10 protein-coding genes and 1 tRNA gene are annotated in these 14,571 nt (G+C 60.4%); 3 read left to right on the top strand and 8 right to left on the bottom strand.

Annotated features, from left to right (window positions below):
• Positions 1-2 precede the first annotated feature (2 nt).
• On the bottom strand, positions 3-2,153 hold the full coding sequence (locus ACQ4MM_RS16585) for a 4Fe-4S binding protein (RefSeq protein WP_431478464.1): 2,151 nt from the start codon (positions 2,151-2,153) through the stop codon (positions 3-5).
• 36 nt (positions 2,154-2,189) lie between these two features.
• On the bottom strand, positions 2,190-4,118 hold the full coding sequence (nosZ, locus tag ACQ4MM_RS16580; protein WP_431478375.1) for a TAT-dependent nitrous-oxide reductase: 1,929 nt from the start codon (positions 4,116-4,118) through the stop codon (positions 2,190-2,192).
• Between the two features lie 106 nt (positions 4,119-4,224).
• Here nosZ and ACQ4MM_RS16575 point away from each other — a divergent pair, with 106 nt between their 5' ends.
• Complete coding sequence (locus tag ACQ4MM_RS16575) at positions 4,225-6,375, top strand: hypothetical protein (protein ID WP_431478374.1); 2,151 nt, start codon at positions 4,225-4,227, stop codon at positions 6,373-6,375.
• 33 nt (positions 6,376-6,408) lie between these two features.
• Here ACQ4MM_RS16575 and ACQ4MM_RS16570 read toward each other — a convergent pair whose 3' ends face one another.
• Entirely contained in the window at positions 6,409-6,666 is a 258-nt protein-coding gene (locus tag ACQ4MM_RS16570) for a glutathione S-transferase family protein (protein WP_431478373.1), read from the bottom strand.
• Between the two features lie 51 nt (positions 6,667-6,717).
• Positions 6,718-7,299, bottom strand: a complete 582-nt coding sequence (locus ACQ4MM_RS16565) for a DJ-1/PfpI family protein (RefSeq protein WP_431478372.1) — start codon at positions 7,297-7,299, stop codon at positions 6,718-6,720.
• Between the two features lie 141 nt (positions 7,300-7,440).
• Between ACQ4MM_RS16565 and ACQ4MM_RS16560 the strand changes: the two genes are divergently transcribed.
• Positions 7,441-8,376 (top strand): GlxA family transcriptional regulator, encoded by a 936-nt coding sequence (locus tag ACQ4MM_RS16560; protein WP_431478371.1) that lies wholly within the window; start codon positions 7,441-7,443, stop codon positions 8,374-8,376.
• 83 nt (positions 8,377-8,459) lie between these two features.
• Positions 8,460-9,380: an alpha/beta fold hydrolase gene (locus ACQ4MM_RS16555; RefSeq protein ID WP_431478370.1), complete on the top strand. Its 921-nt coding sequence runs from the start codon at positions 8,460-8,462 to the stop codon at positions 9,378-9,380.
• A 1-nt stretch (position 9,381) separates the two neighbouring features.
• Here the strand turns inward: ACQ4MM_RS16555 and ACQ4MM_RS16550 are convergent, their stop codons facing one another.
• From ACQ4MM_RS16550 to rpoD, 4 genes are all read right to left on the bottom strand, one after another.
• On the bottom strand, positions 9,382-10,434 hold the full coding sequence (locus tag ACQ4MM_RS16550) for a DUF5694 domain-containing protein (protein ID WP_431478369.1): 1,053 nt from the start codon (positions 10,432-10,434) through the stop codon (positions 9,382-9,384).
• Positions 10,435-10,536: 102 nt separating this feature from the next.
• Positions 10,537-12,078 carry a hypothetical protein gene (locus tag ACQ4MM_RS16545; RefSeq protein WP_431478368.1) on the bottom strand — a complete coding sequence of 514 codons (1,542 nt, stop codon included), beginning with the start codon at positions 12,076-12,078 and terminating at the stop codon, positions 10,537-10,539.
• A 68-nt stretch (positions 12,079-12,146) separates the two neighbouring features.
• Positions 12,147-12,225, bottom strand: a tRNA-Ile gene (locus ACQ4MM_RS16540).
• A gap of 43 nt (positions 12,226-12,268) precedes the next feature.
• Positions 12,269-14,512 carry an RNA polymerase sigma factor RpoD gene (gene rpoD, locus ACQ4MM_RS16535; RefSeq protein WP_431478367.1) on the bottom strand — a complete coding sequence of 748 codons (2,244 nt, stop codon included), beginning with the start codon at positions 14,510-14,512 and terminating at the stop codon, positions 12,269-12,271.
• Between the last annotated feature and the right edge of the window lie 59 nt (positions 14,513-14,571).

Below are 14,571 nucleotides of genomic sequence, written 5' to 3'. Positions count from 1 at the left end.
TTTTACCCTGCCTTCCTTTTCAGTTCACTGCGCACCGCATCCAGCGAAATAAAGTAGCCGCGTTCATCGATAGGCGTCAGCGGCTGGCCGTTCTTCTCGCGCGTTTTGCGCTCTTTGGCCAGTGGCGGGCAGGCGTGGTCGTCGTAGTACATCACCATGCAGTCCAGGCAAAGCAGGCACTCCTTCTGGTCGATGCGGCCCTGCGCATCGATAGCGTGCGAACCGCAACCCTTGGCGCAAGCGGTACAGGTCACGCATTCCTGCTTGCGCTTCAGGCCAAACAGGCGGAAGAAGCTCGGCACGGCCAGGCCGGCACCGAGCGGGCAGATGTACTTGCAGTAAGGGCGTTCGCTCAGGATCGAGATCCCCAGGATCACCGCCACAAAGGCAGCGAACGACCAGCTGCGATTCAGCACGCCCACCAGGAAGGTCGTCTTGAACGGTTCGATCTCCGCCAGATGCTCGGCCAGCTCCATCGAGTAGAAGGACACGCCAACCAGCACAGCGAACACACCGTACTTCACCCATTTCAGCTTGTCGTGCACGCGCTTGGGCAGCAGGCCCTGGAAGCGGCCCAGGCCAAGCAGCGTGCCAAGCTTGTAAGCCAGGTGCTGCAGCGAGCCGAATGGACACAGCCAGCCACAGAACAAGCCACGTCCCCACAGCACTACGGTGACCACCATGAACCACCAGAAGATGAAGATGAACGGGTCGGACAGGAACAGCTCCCACTTCCACTGATAAATCAGGGAATGGAACCAGGTCATCACCTGCGTGATCGAAGGCTGCGCCTTCAGGTACAGGCCAAAGAAACCGACCGCGATCACCCACAGGATGGTGCGTGGAATGCTGATCAGCGGCTTGCTCTTGCGGTTGGAGGCGCGGACCAGGCGGTCGCGCTGGGAATACAGCGCGGCAGTCGCCAGCAGCGCCAGCACGAACAGGGCGATCTCGCCCTTGCGCGACAGCCAGGCCGACTTCCACGCCGGCACCGGACGCTCAACTTTCGGACGGCCGCCTTCCAGGTAGCGCGCCGGTGTCCAGTACTCTTCGTCGAAGTGCACGAACACCTTGGCATGCGTCTGCATGTCAAGCTTGTTGGCCAACAAGCTCAATTGCCACGGCCAGGCGGGATTGAAGTTTGCGGAACGGACGATGAAGATCGCCGATTCCCTGTATTCCGGCGCATCGACCGGCTCCAGATGGTACAGGTTCAGGTAGTCGGTATCGCGGAAGGTAAAGCGATCCGCATCCTGGCGCACCTGGATGCGGTCATAGATACCGCCGCGTACAAAGCCCGAGCCCTTGAACGATTCCAGGCCGGTGCCGATGATGAAGATCGCATGTTCGTCTTCCTTCAGGTCCTGCATCAGGCGCTGGTAATTGCGCTCGCCGAGCAGGCTGGTACCGACTGTCGGCACGTTCAGGTAGCCGAAATGCAGGTCCATATACGGCTTGCCGCCAGAAGGCAAGCCGACATCCGCGCTTTCCACGCGCATGTGCTGGACCGCGCCCTCCTTGACGAGCGCGGCCCAGTCCAGACGTTCGCGCAGCTGCGTAAAGTGGGCGCGCGGTTTGACCATCCCCTTGAAGATGCCCACCTGCTTGCCAATCTCATACGCGCTTTGCGCAATGGTCTGGTTCTCGGCTATGGCAGTAACGGTGGCCCCGCTGATCGCATCAAGATCACCACCATCACGTCCAAGACCGAGTTCCAGCTTGGCGTCGCCGGGCTTGCCCAGGTACTGGCGGACGAATTTCGTCAACACCGCTTCCGGAATGCCCGCCAACAAAATCGGTTCGGAGTGCTTGAGAATGCGCACTCCGGTAATCAAACCTTTGGCATCCATGCCGATCAGGGTGACGACCGGCTTGCCTGAGTAAGCCGGAATGTCCACCACGTCGGTGGACAGGAACACATAGCCCACCACCTTCTGCTTGCCCTGCTCCAGCGCGTAGCCTTCGACGTAGGCCGGCGCGCCTTTGCGCTTGGAAAACGCCGTCGCGGCAGGCAGCACATCGCTGCATGGCGCTTCGGCACACAAATCTGGACCACCTATCAACCCCGCGGAAAGCACGGTGTCGTACATCGAAGTGGCCGAGGCAGGCGCTGCGCAAACCATCGCCAGCAGCGCTGCCCAAAGCAGGGAAATCAGTCGATACAGCATGAATAAACCACCCTCGCGGGCTTAAGCCTCCACCAGGAACCGGCTGCGCATTTCAAGGTGCAGCGCGTGGCAGAAGTGCGTGCAATACATCCAGAACGCACCGGCATGGTCAGCCTTGAAGGTGACCGACTTGGTCTCCTGCGGGTTGACGATGAAGTTGATGTTGTAGGTCGGGATCGCGCAACCGTGAGTCAGGTCTTCCACCTTGTCATGGTTGGTCAGCGTGATCGTTACCTCGTCGCCCTTCTTCACTTTGATGACCGGCATGCTGAAGGCCGGCGCCTGGGACATCAGGCGCACGTGTACCTTGTTGCCATTGCGCGTAATGCCGGCGTTATCCGCGGTCACCTTGTTCGCGAAGTCGTCCATGTTGTAGATCTGGCGCGTCTTCACGAGATCGCGGCGCACGATGATTGCGTCGTGCGGTTCCGGATAGGCCGTGTGGTCGGAGATGATCACCATCTTGTCGCCGGTGATGTCGATCAGCTGCTCGGTTTCGCTGTGCAGCGGGCCGACCGGCAGGAAGCGGTCTTTCGAGAACTTGTTACCCGAGTTGAAGTACTTGCCGTCCGCTTCCTTGGTTTCACCCATCGAAGCGTAGCCGTGGCCCGGCTGGTAGTGTACGTCCACGCGATCCACCACCGGCTTGACGGTCTTGTCGCCCTTGAACTGCGCGATGGCGGCAGCCACGTTCCACTTGACGATCTGGCTGTCCAGGAACAGGGTGGTGAAGGCGTTGCCTTTGCCGTCGAAGGCGGTATGCAACGGGCCCAGGCCGATTTCCGGCTCCGCCACGACGGCATCGCGTTCGGTTTTCAGCTCGCCGTCGAACCACTTGGCCACCAGAGCCACTTCGATCACGGTCGCAGTCGGCGACAGCTTGCCGGAACAGACCATGTACTTGCCATCCGGCGAAGCGTTGACGCCGTGCGGGTTCTTGCCGACCGGGACGTAGCAGGTCACGGAAGTCTTGGGATCGGCATTGGCGGCTTTGCGGCCGTCGACCACAGGTACCTTGGACGAGCCGATGGTGGTGAACTTGCCGGCCTTGACCAACGCTTCCACGCGGGCCACGTCGAAGAACACGCAAGCATCGCGTTCGGCGGCCATCATGCCCGCCTGCATCGGCGCATTCTCGGTGTTGTACTGATTGGAGCAGGCAAAGCGGCCGTCGTAGGAGGTCGCCGTCAGATCCATGTTGCCATCCACTCGCACCTGCCAACGCACGTCCATGGTTTCCGCATCCACGCAGGTGAACAGCGAACCCCATTTGGAGGGATCGTCCAGGTCGCGGCCATCGTTCGGGAAGGGAATGGCAAATTCCGCGCCGCAGAACACGCGGGTGGTGTGGTTGATCGACTTGTCGACCGGGTCGCACTTGTCCGGGAAGATGCCGTGGAAGCCTTGTACGTTAGGCAGTTCGGTGATCTTGTCGCACTCCATGGTGTCCATGCGGATGCGGGCCAGGCGCGAGTGGATCTTGTCGTTTACCCAGAGGAAGCGGCCATCGTAGGTGCCGTCCTTGTAGCTGCCGTGTACGTGGTGGGTATCGCCGGTGGTGTATTTCAGACTGCCATCCGGCTTGGTGCCCATGATGGCCTTGGACTCGTTGGTGATACCCCAACCAACCATAGGATCGATATTGAAAACAGGGATGCGGCGTAAAGTTCGCCCGGAAGGAACGCCCATAATGCGCGCCTCGCCGGAGTGGCCGCCGCTGGAGAACAGGTAATAGTCGTCCAACTGGCCAGGCTCCACATGCGCCTTGCTGGCGCCATGCGGCTTGCCCGCTGCTGCTGCCGATGCCGAAGCAGAACCGGGCGCCCCCGCACCGTTCTCCTTGCAGCCTGCCAGCACGCCAGCGCCGGCCAAGCCTAACGCAGCACTCTTACCCAGGAATCGACGACGGCTGTTCGTTTGCACATCGTTTACCTCATTGTCGCTACCCATGTTTCAATACTCCTACTCTGTGTTATTCCAGTGCAGGACTGTACGGAGTTTGCCGGTTAATTAAATTGATTCAAGTCAAGCGCTTTCAATTTGAGAGGATCTGCCCATGAAATCATTACTGCCCTGCCTTGCCGCCCTCCTGGCCTCAGGCGCCGCCGCGGCGGCGCAACTGCCGCCCCTTCAAGTGAGCGACACCTCGGCGCAAGCGCAAACAGGCCTGCCAGTCACTGTCGGCCACGTGTTCGCAAAAGGGGATGTGAGGCCAGGCGAAACGATCGCCGCCACGTTCAGGGGTGTCGCAATACCGCTGCAAGCCGACGTCAAGGCGACGCACGCCGATGGCTCGATGCGCCATGCCGTGCTTACTGCCGTGCTGCCGCAACTCGCCAGCGGCGAAACTGCCGATGTAGCGCTGGCGACGGTGCCCATCCAGGCTCCGTCAGGTGGCACCGGCCCTGGAACCCTGCTGGCCAGCGGCTTCCAAGCCGCGGTGCGGCTCAACGTCGGAGGCGTCATTTACAGTGCGGACGCTGCACAGCTACTGGCCAGCAAGCCGTATAAGATCTGGCTTGCCGGGCCATTGGTCGACGAATGGCAGGTAACCGGCCCCGTGCTGGCCAACGGAGCTGCGCACCCGCACCTTGCCGTGCGCTTCGCAATCCGCAGCTACCGCTTGCCAGGCAGCGGCAGCCCCGGCCCGACACGGGTGGACGTGACCGTCGAGAACAACTGGGCTTATGAACCCGATCCCAAGAATGTGACCTACGATGCCGAAGTCGTGGTAAACAACCAGGTGGTGTATACCAAAGCCGCGCTAAACCACTTCCATCACGCGCGCTGGCGCAAGGTGCTCTGGTCCGGCGCCGAACCGAAAGTGCACGTCAAACACGACATCGCCTATCTGCTTGGCACACGCGCCCTGCCCAATTACGATCGGACTGTAGTGCCCTCGCAAACCGGCCTTGCCCGGATGAAGACCGATTGGGAGGCGGCCGACAGTGGCCCGATGGCCATGCCGCTGGTGAACAAATACATGCCGTCGACTGGCGGCCGCCCGGATATCGGACTGCAGCACGCTTGGGCCGCAACCTACCTTCTCAGCATGGATGCCCGCGCCAGGCAGGTGACAGTCGGGCTAGGCGACCTGGCGGGAAGCTGGCCGGTCCACTATCGCGACAAGAACACGGACCAGGTGGTATCGATCATTGAGTATCCTTACGTGCGCGACCAGCGCATCGGCTCCGACAGCTACAATCCGCTCACCAAAAAGCACGAAGATATGCCGCGTTGTACTTCGACCGTGGCCGGCGCATGCAGCACGCCTTATACGCCCGATTCAGCCCACCAGCCCTCGTTCGCCTACTTGCCCTATCTCCTCACCGGGGATGCCTATTATCTGGACGAATTGCAGTTCTGGGCGAACTGGAACCTGGTCACGATGAATCCGCATTACCGCTCGCTTTCCAAAGGCCTGGTGAAGGGCAACCAGGTACGTGGCCAGGCCTGGTCGCTGCGCACGCTGGGACACGCCGCCTACATCACGCCAGACGCACATCCAATGAAGGCCTATTTCAACCAGGTCCTGAAAGACAACCTGGACTTTTACAACACCACCTTCGCCGGCAGCGCCACCAATCAACTAGGTTTCATCGACAATACTGCCACCAGCTACGCCGTGGCCTACAGCGGCCCAACCGGGCCGAGTACCGGCGTCGCCCCTTGGATGGACGACTTCTTCACATCGACGGTCGGCCATCTGGACGAAATGGGATTTACCGCAGCGCAGCCGATCCTGACCTGGAAAGCACGCTTCCCGGTCGGGCGCATGATGGCCAGCGGTTACTGCTGGATTGACGGTGCGGTCTACGCCCTCATGGTGCGGCCCAGCGCCACCTCCGGCTATTTCACCAGTTTCGCCGAAGCCTACCAGGCCACCATGCGCAATAACGACGGCTCACCAATGGTTAACAGCACCGGCGCACGCTACCTGGACCAGCCCTGCGGCAGCCAGGCCCAGGCCAACTGGCGCACCCAGGTCGACAAGGATGCCAAAGTCTGGCGCTCTCCATGGCTGGCCGGCGAGATGACCGGTTACTCCTCCTCACCGGAAGGCTATCCTTCGAATATGCAGCCGGCCTTGGCCATGGCCGCCGCTACCGGCATCCCCAACGCCCGTGAGGCATGGACGCGCTTCATCAACCGTAGCGTCAAGCCGAACTACAGCGAGCGGCCGCAGTTCGCCATTGTGCCGCGCTGAATGAGGGTTTATCCGGCGAGCGGGCGGCTAACCTCAGGCCGCCGCCTGCTTCGGTGCATACAGCGCCACCTGTGCTGCCATTGCCCGCGCGTAGGCTGGACGATTCATGCAGCGCGCCTGGTAGGCGCTGACCGCCGGGAATTGCTCCAGCAGCCCGCTCGAGTCCAGCAGGCGCAATACCGTCGACATCATGATGTCGGCAACGCTGAACGTGCCAGCCAGATATTCGCTACCTGACAGCCATGCTTCCAGGTCACCGAGGCGGCGCTTAGCCCTATGCGTCGGCGGCATGGTGCTGGCCCGCACCACCGACGATCCGGCACTGGCGCTGCTGGGTACGAATTAAGGCTTGATCTCAGTACCGAGCACCTTGAGGAACTGCGCCATCCATTGCGGATGCGCCGGCCACGCTGGCGCCGTCACGAAATTGCCATCAGTGACCGCCTGGTCCATCTCAACCGAAACATATTCGCCACCCGCCGAGCGTACTTCAGGCGCACACGCTGGATACGCCGAGATGCGCTTGCCCTTGATGACGTCAGCCGCAGTCAGGATCTGCGCAGCGTGGCAAATCGCTGCAATCGGCTTGCCCGCTTTGGCAAATTCCTGCACCGTTTCCAGCACGCGCGGATTGAGCCGCAAATATTCCGGCGCCCGCCCGCCGGCAATCATCAGCGCGTCGTAAGCCGACGCACGCGCATCGTCGAAGCTCGCATTCAGCGCGAACTGGTGGCCGGGTTTTTCGGTATAGGTCTGGTCGCCTTCGAAATCGTGGATCGCGGTCTTGATCTTTTCGCCCGCCTTCTTGCCGGGGCAAACCGCATGCACCGTGTGCCCAACCATCTGCAGCGCCTGGAACGGCACCATGGTTTCATAGTCTTCCGCAAAATCACCCGTCAAAAACAGGATCTTCTTGATTGCCATTCCGATCTCCTTGTTCAAACTTGCATGACGAAATGCGCTCACGAGTTGTAGCGCGATTGACGAGCATAACACTGGTCGCAGGCAGTGACCGCGCATGGCGCGTATGATCTATATACCTCCTTTTACGCCAAAGGTTCCATTTTGCTGAAAATCGGCTTCCTGCTGCCGCCGGGCTTCCAGATCATGGGACTGGCCGCCGCCTCCGCCTTCGAACTGGCCAACACCACAGCGCGCGAGCACCTGTACGGCATCGGCTTCTATTCCGCACACGGTGGCGCAGTCGTGAATTCGTTCGGCGCGTCAGTGGAAACCCAGCCGCTCGCCCGACGCCGGCTGGACACCCTGCTCGTGTGCGGCCTGATCGCCCCCGCGCCGACCGACAGTCTGACATTAAATCGCCTGCGCGCCGCCTCCAGGCTCGCCCGCCGCACCGCCTCCGTCTGCACCGGCACCTTCCTGCTTGGTGAAGCGGGTTTGATCGACGGCAGGCACGTAACAACACATTGGCTGTACGCCCGCGCGCTGCAACAGCAATTTCCCGCAGCACGAGTCGATGCGGATCGCATCTTCATCAACGACGGCCCGGTCTGGACTTCCGCCGGCATGAGCACCGGCATCGACCTTGCGCTCGGGCTGATCGAGGCCGATTACGGCAGCGAACTCGCTGCGGCAGTGGCGAAAAAACTGGTGGTCTACCATCGCCGCGCCGGTGGCCAGTCCCAGCATTCCGCCCTGCTGGAACTCGGCGCCAGATCGGACCGCATCCAGCGCGTGCTCGAATACGCGCGCAATCACCTGAACTCAGCGCTAACGGTGCAGGAACTGGCCGGTGTCGCCAACCTCAGCCCGCGCCAATTCAGCCGCGCCTTCACGACCGAAACCGGCCAATCCCCAGCCAAGGCGATCGAACACCTGCGCCTGGAAGCTGCGCGACTGATGATCGAGCAAAGCCGTCACACTATCGAAGAAATCGCCACGGAGACAGGCTTCATCGATACAGAACGCATGCGGCGCGCGTTCCTGCGCGCCTACGGACAGCCGCCACAAGCACTCCGCCGCATAGCACGAATGGCATAAAAGGAGGGAAATACGTCATTTACGCCATAAGCGCAGACACCTATATTGAAGACATCCCGAACCCTCCGCCAAGGATCCTCAATATGTCCACGCTCAAGAAATTAGCCGCTGCCGCCGCAAGCACCCTCGCATTATCGGGCGCCGCAGCCCAGGAAATCAGCTACGTAAAGCTCAGCCCCGAGATCACCTTGCGCCGGATGGTGCTCAAGAATGCCGCCTCCAATGGCACGGTATTGCTCCTGCACGGCTTCCCTGAAACGATGCTCACCTGGCGCACACTCGCACTGGACCTTGGCCGCGATTACGAAGTCCACGCATTCGACTGGCCAGGCTATGGCCAATCATCCCGCCCTGCCGTCGACAAGTTCGCCTACGCGCCGCGCGACTATGCGCAGGTCGTAAAGGCCTACATCGACCAGGCCGGCATCGACAAATCAAAGCTCGTGATCTACGCCACAGACATCGGCGCCCTGCCGCCGCTGTTGCTCGCACTGGAGCAGCCGGATATCGCAAAGAAGGTCATCGTCGGCGACTTCGCCCCGTTCGACCGGCCGCAATACATGTCCGAGCGCCTGCGCAGCCTGAAAGCACCGCAGACCGCCGAAGCAACCCGCAACGCACTCAACCAGAACCGCCGCGAGATCATCGAAAACACCTTTCACCGCGGCCTGGAAGCGAGCGAACAATTCAATGTGCCGGCAGATTTCAAGGAAGACATGCAAACCAGCTGGACGCGGGGCAGCATAAGCACCGGCGACGCCTTCTACCACTACTACTCGCACTTCACACGCGACCAGCAATACTTCGAAGCGAATCTGGCGCTCCTGAAAACGTCGGTGCAGGTTGTGTGGGGCGAGCAGGACATCTACATCGACAAAAAGATGGGCGAAGAATTTGCAACCAGGTCAGGCAACCAGATCACCGTCCTGCCCAAGCTTGGCCATTACCCCCACCTGCAAGCAGCGCATCAAACCAGCGTCGAAATACGCGCCGCCTTCGAGTGAACTACTTCAGCACTTCGGCCACGTCGACAATTTCGACACCCTGCAATTGCCCAAGCCACTGGTCGAACCAGGGCTTGTGCGATGCGCCGACAATGGAAAGTACGCGAGCGCCTGGACGCTCGCGGAAGGTCTCTCGGATGTTCGCCACCATGCGCAGGTTTCGAATCTCCCAGCCTCCCACCCAGATCTGAGGATAAGCTTCCGCAGATTTCGCACGCATCGGCCCGACGATGTTCGACTCGGCGTGAATACGCACGCTCTCCGGGCTGTTGATGAAGCGGTATAGCGGCAGCATATCGTTTGCCAGCACCATTTCGTTCTTGCGCTTCTCCAGCGTTTTCATCTCGCTGTTTCCAGACGCCCAAGCCGCTTCGATCGACTTGACGAAGGCTTTAATGTCCGGCACATCGATACGGTCGCCAGTATGGTTATCGACAGGATAGACCCGCTGCAGGCCAAGCCGCGCAGCCAGCGGGGCTGCGATCAGGTTGTCTTCGTTCTTGCGCTTCTCGAGCTTCTCTAGCGTAGCCACAAGCACCGCATCCAGCGTATCGCCGGCGCGCCGCTCGGCTGCGGGTAATTGCAGCCACTGCACGAGCGCGGATGCCGGATCGTTGGCTGCCAGGAACGCCGCGCTCAGCCGTCGGCGCTGTGACGGCGACGGCTGAGCGGGCCAGGCCTTCAGCGTCTTATCGACTTCCGCCAGCGCGGCCGGCATGTCGAGTCCTGTCGCAGCCTTCGCAGCGTCGGTCGCGGGACACCAGTCCGGCCCATACTTCGCCGGATGCCGCGCCGCCAGGTCGCAGTCCTCGCCAGGTTCGTGCTCAATGGTGATGATGTCTGGCTTGTAAGCAGCCAGACGGCCAATGACGCTATCTAGAGAACCGGGCTTGAAGCCAGCCGGCATTTCGCTCAAATGGACTGTGCCAAGCACCAGTACCTGCGACTTCGGCCCCGCCATATCGCGATCGAGCTTGGTCAAATCCACCTGCGCTTGCGCCATCAATGGCGACGCCGCAGCCAGCCCCCATACCGCTTTTTTCCACATGCCCATTGCACTCCCCTGCCGGTTGATAGGAAGGCCGATTCTAGGATCGCGCGCGCGTGCGCGCTCGCACTATCCGACAGGCTGCAGGATTGAACGGATGGACGGCTTTTAGCGGCGAGCGCCTGCAGCAGTGAACGTCAAGGACAGCTTGCCGCCGTTGTTCCCACCGCAGCTACGCTTCGCCTGCTCCGGCGACAGCGCCCCGGCAAAGGAAACGTTGCGTGGCGGCCCGTCCAGTGGCAGCGTAAGGGCGATGCCACCACTTTCGTACATCACGATCTGTGGCAGCTCCTTGCCATCATCTCCTTGAGGATTAAAGACGTCCACTTCAACCGCATGACCATTCATGCTGAAACGGCATTCGCCGGCACGCTGCTCATAAACGTAGTCGAAAGAGCGCTCACCCTTCTTATCGATATTGATGCGGCCTAGGCTCAAGGAATGCTCTACACCCGCCGAAGTCTGGCTGAAGCGTGTATCGCCTTCCACCGCGCCTGAATACCAGGCCATCTTGCCGGCAGCATCCTTGGAAATCACGAACCACTGGCCCGAATTGGTAGCCGCGAACACCGGCTCACCCGGCGCCAGTTGCAAGGAGCTCTCTTTTCCGGTGGCAGGCGAAATGAGCGTTAGCGCTGCCGCCTTGCGCTTTTCATCGCAAGGCTTACGCAAGGCAAGCACGTTCACGCCATATTCGGAAAGCGAACTCGTTTCGCAGAATTTGCTCTGGAAGCTGCTTAGCGACACCTGCTTGCCCTCGGCACTGGTCACAGCCAGCGTCGACTCGGGTTTTCCGTAAGCCAGCGAGTAGATTGCGCCTTGCTGGGAAATTCCGGCCACCACATTGCGTGGCACCTGTTTGAACGGACGCATGCTCCAGGCATAACCACCATTCGCCATCACACGTGAATTTGCATAGTCATCGGCCCAATCGTTCTTCGCCAGTTTCGCGGGACGAAATGGGCCCGCAACCTGCAGGTGGTCGCCGACAAAGCGCGCCTCTGCTCCGCTCACAAAGGCCCCTGTCTTCCGGACATTCAGCTTGCCCTCCTTCAAGCGCCGGTCTACTGCAAGCGTAAAGAAGGCGTAATACTCCGAGGAGTCATCTTCATCCTTGATATAACCGGCAACTTGCACACCAGTTGCGGACACGCCCAACGCATGGCCGTAGCTGTTGCGGCCCTCCACAACGAGCTGCTTCTTGCCAAGCTGCTTGCCCTGCACGTTGAACTGGTACAGGTAGACGATGCCCTGGTTCAGCGAGCGCGGGAGTTGCGTATCCACGTTCGCCAGCAGGAAAACATTGTCGCCATCGATCGCGCACTGCACCGGCTGCAAGGCGGCGTAATCATCTGGCACCGGGATCTGCGCCTTGGCGAGGACGGCGTCGCGCTTCAGGTCAAGCAGCTTCAGCTCGGCGGTACTGTTGCCCAAATCGGGATCAAAGCTTTGCCCAACAAGGCAAGCGCGCGCGTTGTCGGCAGCGAACCCAATATGCGTTGGAGAGAACTTTTTGCCGTCAACAGGGAGCGGCGCGGCCAAGGCGCTGGAAAACGCCAGGCCGGCGAGGATGGTTCCAGAGATTCGAAAAATATGCATGAAGGAAATATTACCAGACAAGCAACCAACCTCATGCACGATCAGGCGCATCGGGGGACACCAATAGAAAAAGCCCCGACGATTGCTCGTGGGGGCTTGTTTCACTGCATAAAGCGAATTGGTAGGCCCTCGCGGAGTCGAACCGCGCACCAAAGGATTATGAGTCCTCTGCTCTAACCAAGCATGAGCTAAGGGCCCTAAGAACCCGGCAGGATAGGGCCAGCGGCCCTATTCGTCAAGTTTAGTTACCTTCCAGGAAACTCTTCAGCTTGTCGGAGCGCGAAGGGTGGCGCAGTTTGCGCAGTGCCTTGGCTTCGATCTGGCGGATCCGTTCACGGGTCACGTCGAACTGTTTACCGACCTCTTCCAGCGTGTGGTCGGTGGACATTTCGATACCGAAGCGCATGCGCAGCACCTTCGCTTCACGCGGCGTCAGCGAATCCAGCACGTCCTTCACGACACCGCGCATCGAGGCATGCAGCGCTGCGTCCGAAGGCGCCAGCGTGTTGTTGTCCTCGATGAAGTCACCCAGATGGGAATCGTCGTCGTCACCGATCGGCGTTTCCATCGAGATCGGCTCTTTCGCGATCTTCATGATCTTGCGGATCTTATCCTCTGGCATTTCCATCTTGATCGCCAGGGTTGCCGGATCCGGCTCGGCGCCGGTTTCCTGCAGGATCTGGCGCGAGATCCGGTTCATCTTGTTGATCGTTTCGATCATGTGCACCGGAATACGGATGGTACGTGCCTGGTCGGCGATGGAACGGGTAATCGCCTGGCGGATCCACCACGTTGCGTACGTCGAGAACTTGTAGCCGCGGCGGTATTCGAACTTGTCGACCGCCTTCATCAAGCCGATATTGCCTTCCTGGATCAGGTCGAGGAATTGCAGGCCGCGATTGGTGTACTTCTTCGCGATCGAGATCACCAGGCGCAGGTTGGCCTCGGTCATTTCACGCTTGGCCTTGCGCGCCTTCATTTCACCGGCCGCCATCTGGCGGTTGATGTTGCGCAGGTCCGGCAGCGGCAGCACGACGCGCGCTTGCAAGTCGATCAGGCGCTGCTGCAGTTCCTTGATGGTCGGGATGTTGCGGCCCAGGATCGCGCTGTAAGCGTGACCTGCGGCGACTTCGCCATCCACCCATTCCAGGTTGGTTTCGTTACCCGGGAAGACCTTGATGAAGTGGGCGCGCGGCATGCCGCACTTGTTCACTGCCACGTCGAGGATCTGCTTCTCGATATGACGCACTTCATCGACCTGGCCGCGCAGGGTGTCGCACAGCTTCTCCACCACTTTGGCGGTGAAGCGGATGCCCAGCAGCTCGCCGGAAATCGACTCCTGCGCTTTCAGGTAAGCTTTCGAGTTATAGCCATCCTTCTCGAATGCTTTGCGCATGCGGTCGAACTGGTTGGCGATATTGTCGAACTTTTCGAGGGCAAGCTGCTTCATCGCTTCCAGCTGCTCGGCGGTGTAGCCGGCCGCGGCGCCACCTGGCGTGGCGGCTTCGTCCTCTTCTTCCTGGTCTTCTTCTTCCTCGTCGTCGTCCGTTTCTTCATCGTCGGAAGCGGCGGCTGCCGTGGCGATGTTTTCGCCGTCTTCATCAACCAGGCCGTCGACGATCTCGTCGATCTTGATCTCGTCGATGCGGATGCGTTCGGAGGTGGCGAGGATCTCGGCGATCGTCACCGGGCAGGCGGAAATCGCCTGGATCATGTCGCGCAGGCCGTCCTCGATACGCTTGGCGATTTCGATCTCGCCTTCGCGGGTCAGCAGCTCGACCGAACCCATTTCACGCATATACATGCGGACCGGGTCGGTGGTGCGGCCGAAGTCGGAATCGACGGTGGACAGCGCGGCTTCCGCAGCGGCTTCGGCTTCGTCGTCGCTGGTGACAGTGGCGACGTTATCCGACAGCAGCAGGGTCTCGGCATCGGGCGCGTGTTCATACACGGCGATGCCCATGTCATTGAAGGTGCCGATAATGCCTTCGATCGCTTCCGGATCGACGATATTTTCGGGCAGGTGGTCGTTGATTTCAGCGTACGTGAGGAAGCCGCGTTCCTTGCCGAACTTGATCAGCGTTTTGAGCTTCTGGCGGCGGCGTTCGAGTTCTTCTTCCGTAGCCTCGGTGTCGGACGAGAACGCATCTTTCAGCAGAGCCTTTTCCTTGGCCTTGCGGTCTTTGGCTTTCGCCTTGTCCGCAGCCTTCATTTCGGCACGCTCGACAGCGTTCAGTGCTGCAACCTCGTCGTTTTCCGGTGTGAATTCTTTCGGCTTGCGACCACGGCGTCCCGGCACCTTGACGGACGGCAGCACATATCCGGAAGTATCGATGGCAGCCAGGGCGGCTGCGTCTGTTGTCTGACTAACCACCGGCGGCGCCGCGACGCGAGTTGCCGGTTTATCTGCCGATTTGGTCGCAGGCTTGGCGGTCACTTTGCGAGGCTTTTCAGCCGCTTTGGTTTCAGGTTTCTTTGCTGGCACAGGCGCTTTCCGGGAATAGTTAAGTCCACTACAAACCGCAACAACTACTACTGTAACTT

It is taken from the genome of Massilia eburnea (genome assembly GCF_050709955.1).
Lineage (GTDB): Bacteria > Pseudomonadota > Gammaproteobacteria > Burkholderiales > Burkholderiaceae_D > Rugamonas > Rugamonas eburnea_A.
The sequence above is the reverse complement of the archived record's forward strand: the minus strand, read 5'-3'. Positions and strand labels throughout refer to the sequence as shown.

Bases quoted from the DNA above. Each gene is read 5' to 3' on its own strand.
- nosZ (WP_431478375.1), bottom strand. From the start codon at position 4,118: ATGGGTAGCGACAATGAGGTAAACGATGTGCAAACGAACAGCCGTCGT.
- ACQ4MM_RS16575 (WP_431478374.1), top strand. From the start codon at position 4,225: ATGAAATCATTACTGCCCTGCCTTGCCGCCCTCCTGGCCTCAGGCGCC.
- ACQ4MM_RS16570 (WP_431478373.1), bottom strand. From the start codon at position 6,666: ATGCCGCCGACGCATAGGGCTAAGCGCCGCCTCGGTGACCTGGAAGCA.
- ACQ4MM_RS16565 (WP_431478372.1), bottom strand. From the start codon at position 7,299: ATGGCAATCAAGAAGATCCTGTTTTTGACGGGTGATTTTGCGGAAGAC.
- ACQ4MM_RS16555 (WP_431478370.1), top strand. From the start codon at position 8,460: ATGTCCACGCTCAAGAAATTAGCCGCTGCCGCCGCAAGCACCCTCGCA.
- ACQ4MM_RS16550 (WP_431478369.1), bottom strand. From the start codon at position 10,434: ATGGGCATGTGGAAAAAAGCGGTATGGGGGCTGGCTGCGGCGTCGCCA.
- ACQ4MM_RS16545 (WP_431478368.1), bottom strand. From the start codon at position 12,078: ATGCGCCTGATCGTGCATGAGGTTGGTTGCTTGTCTGGTAATATTTCC.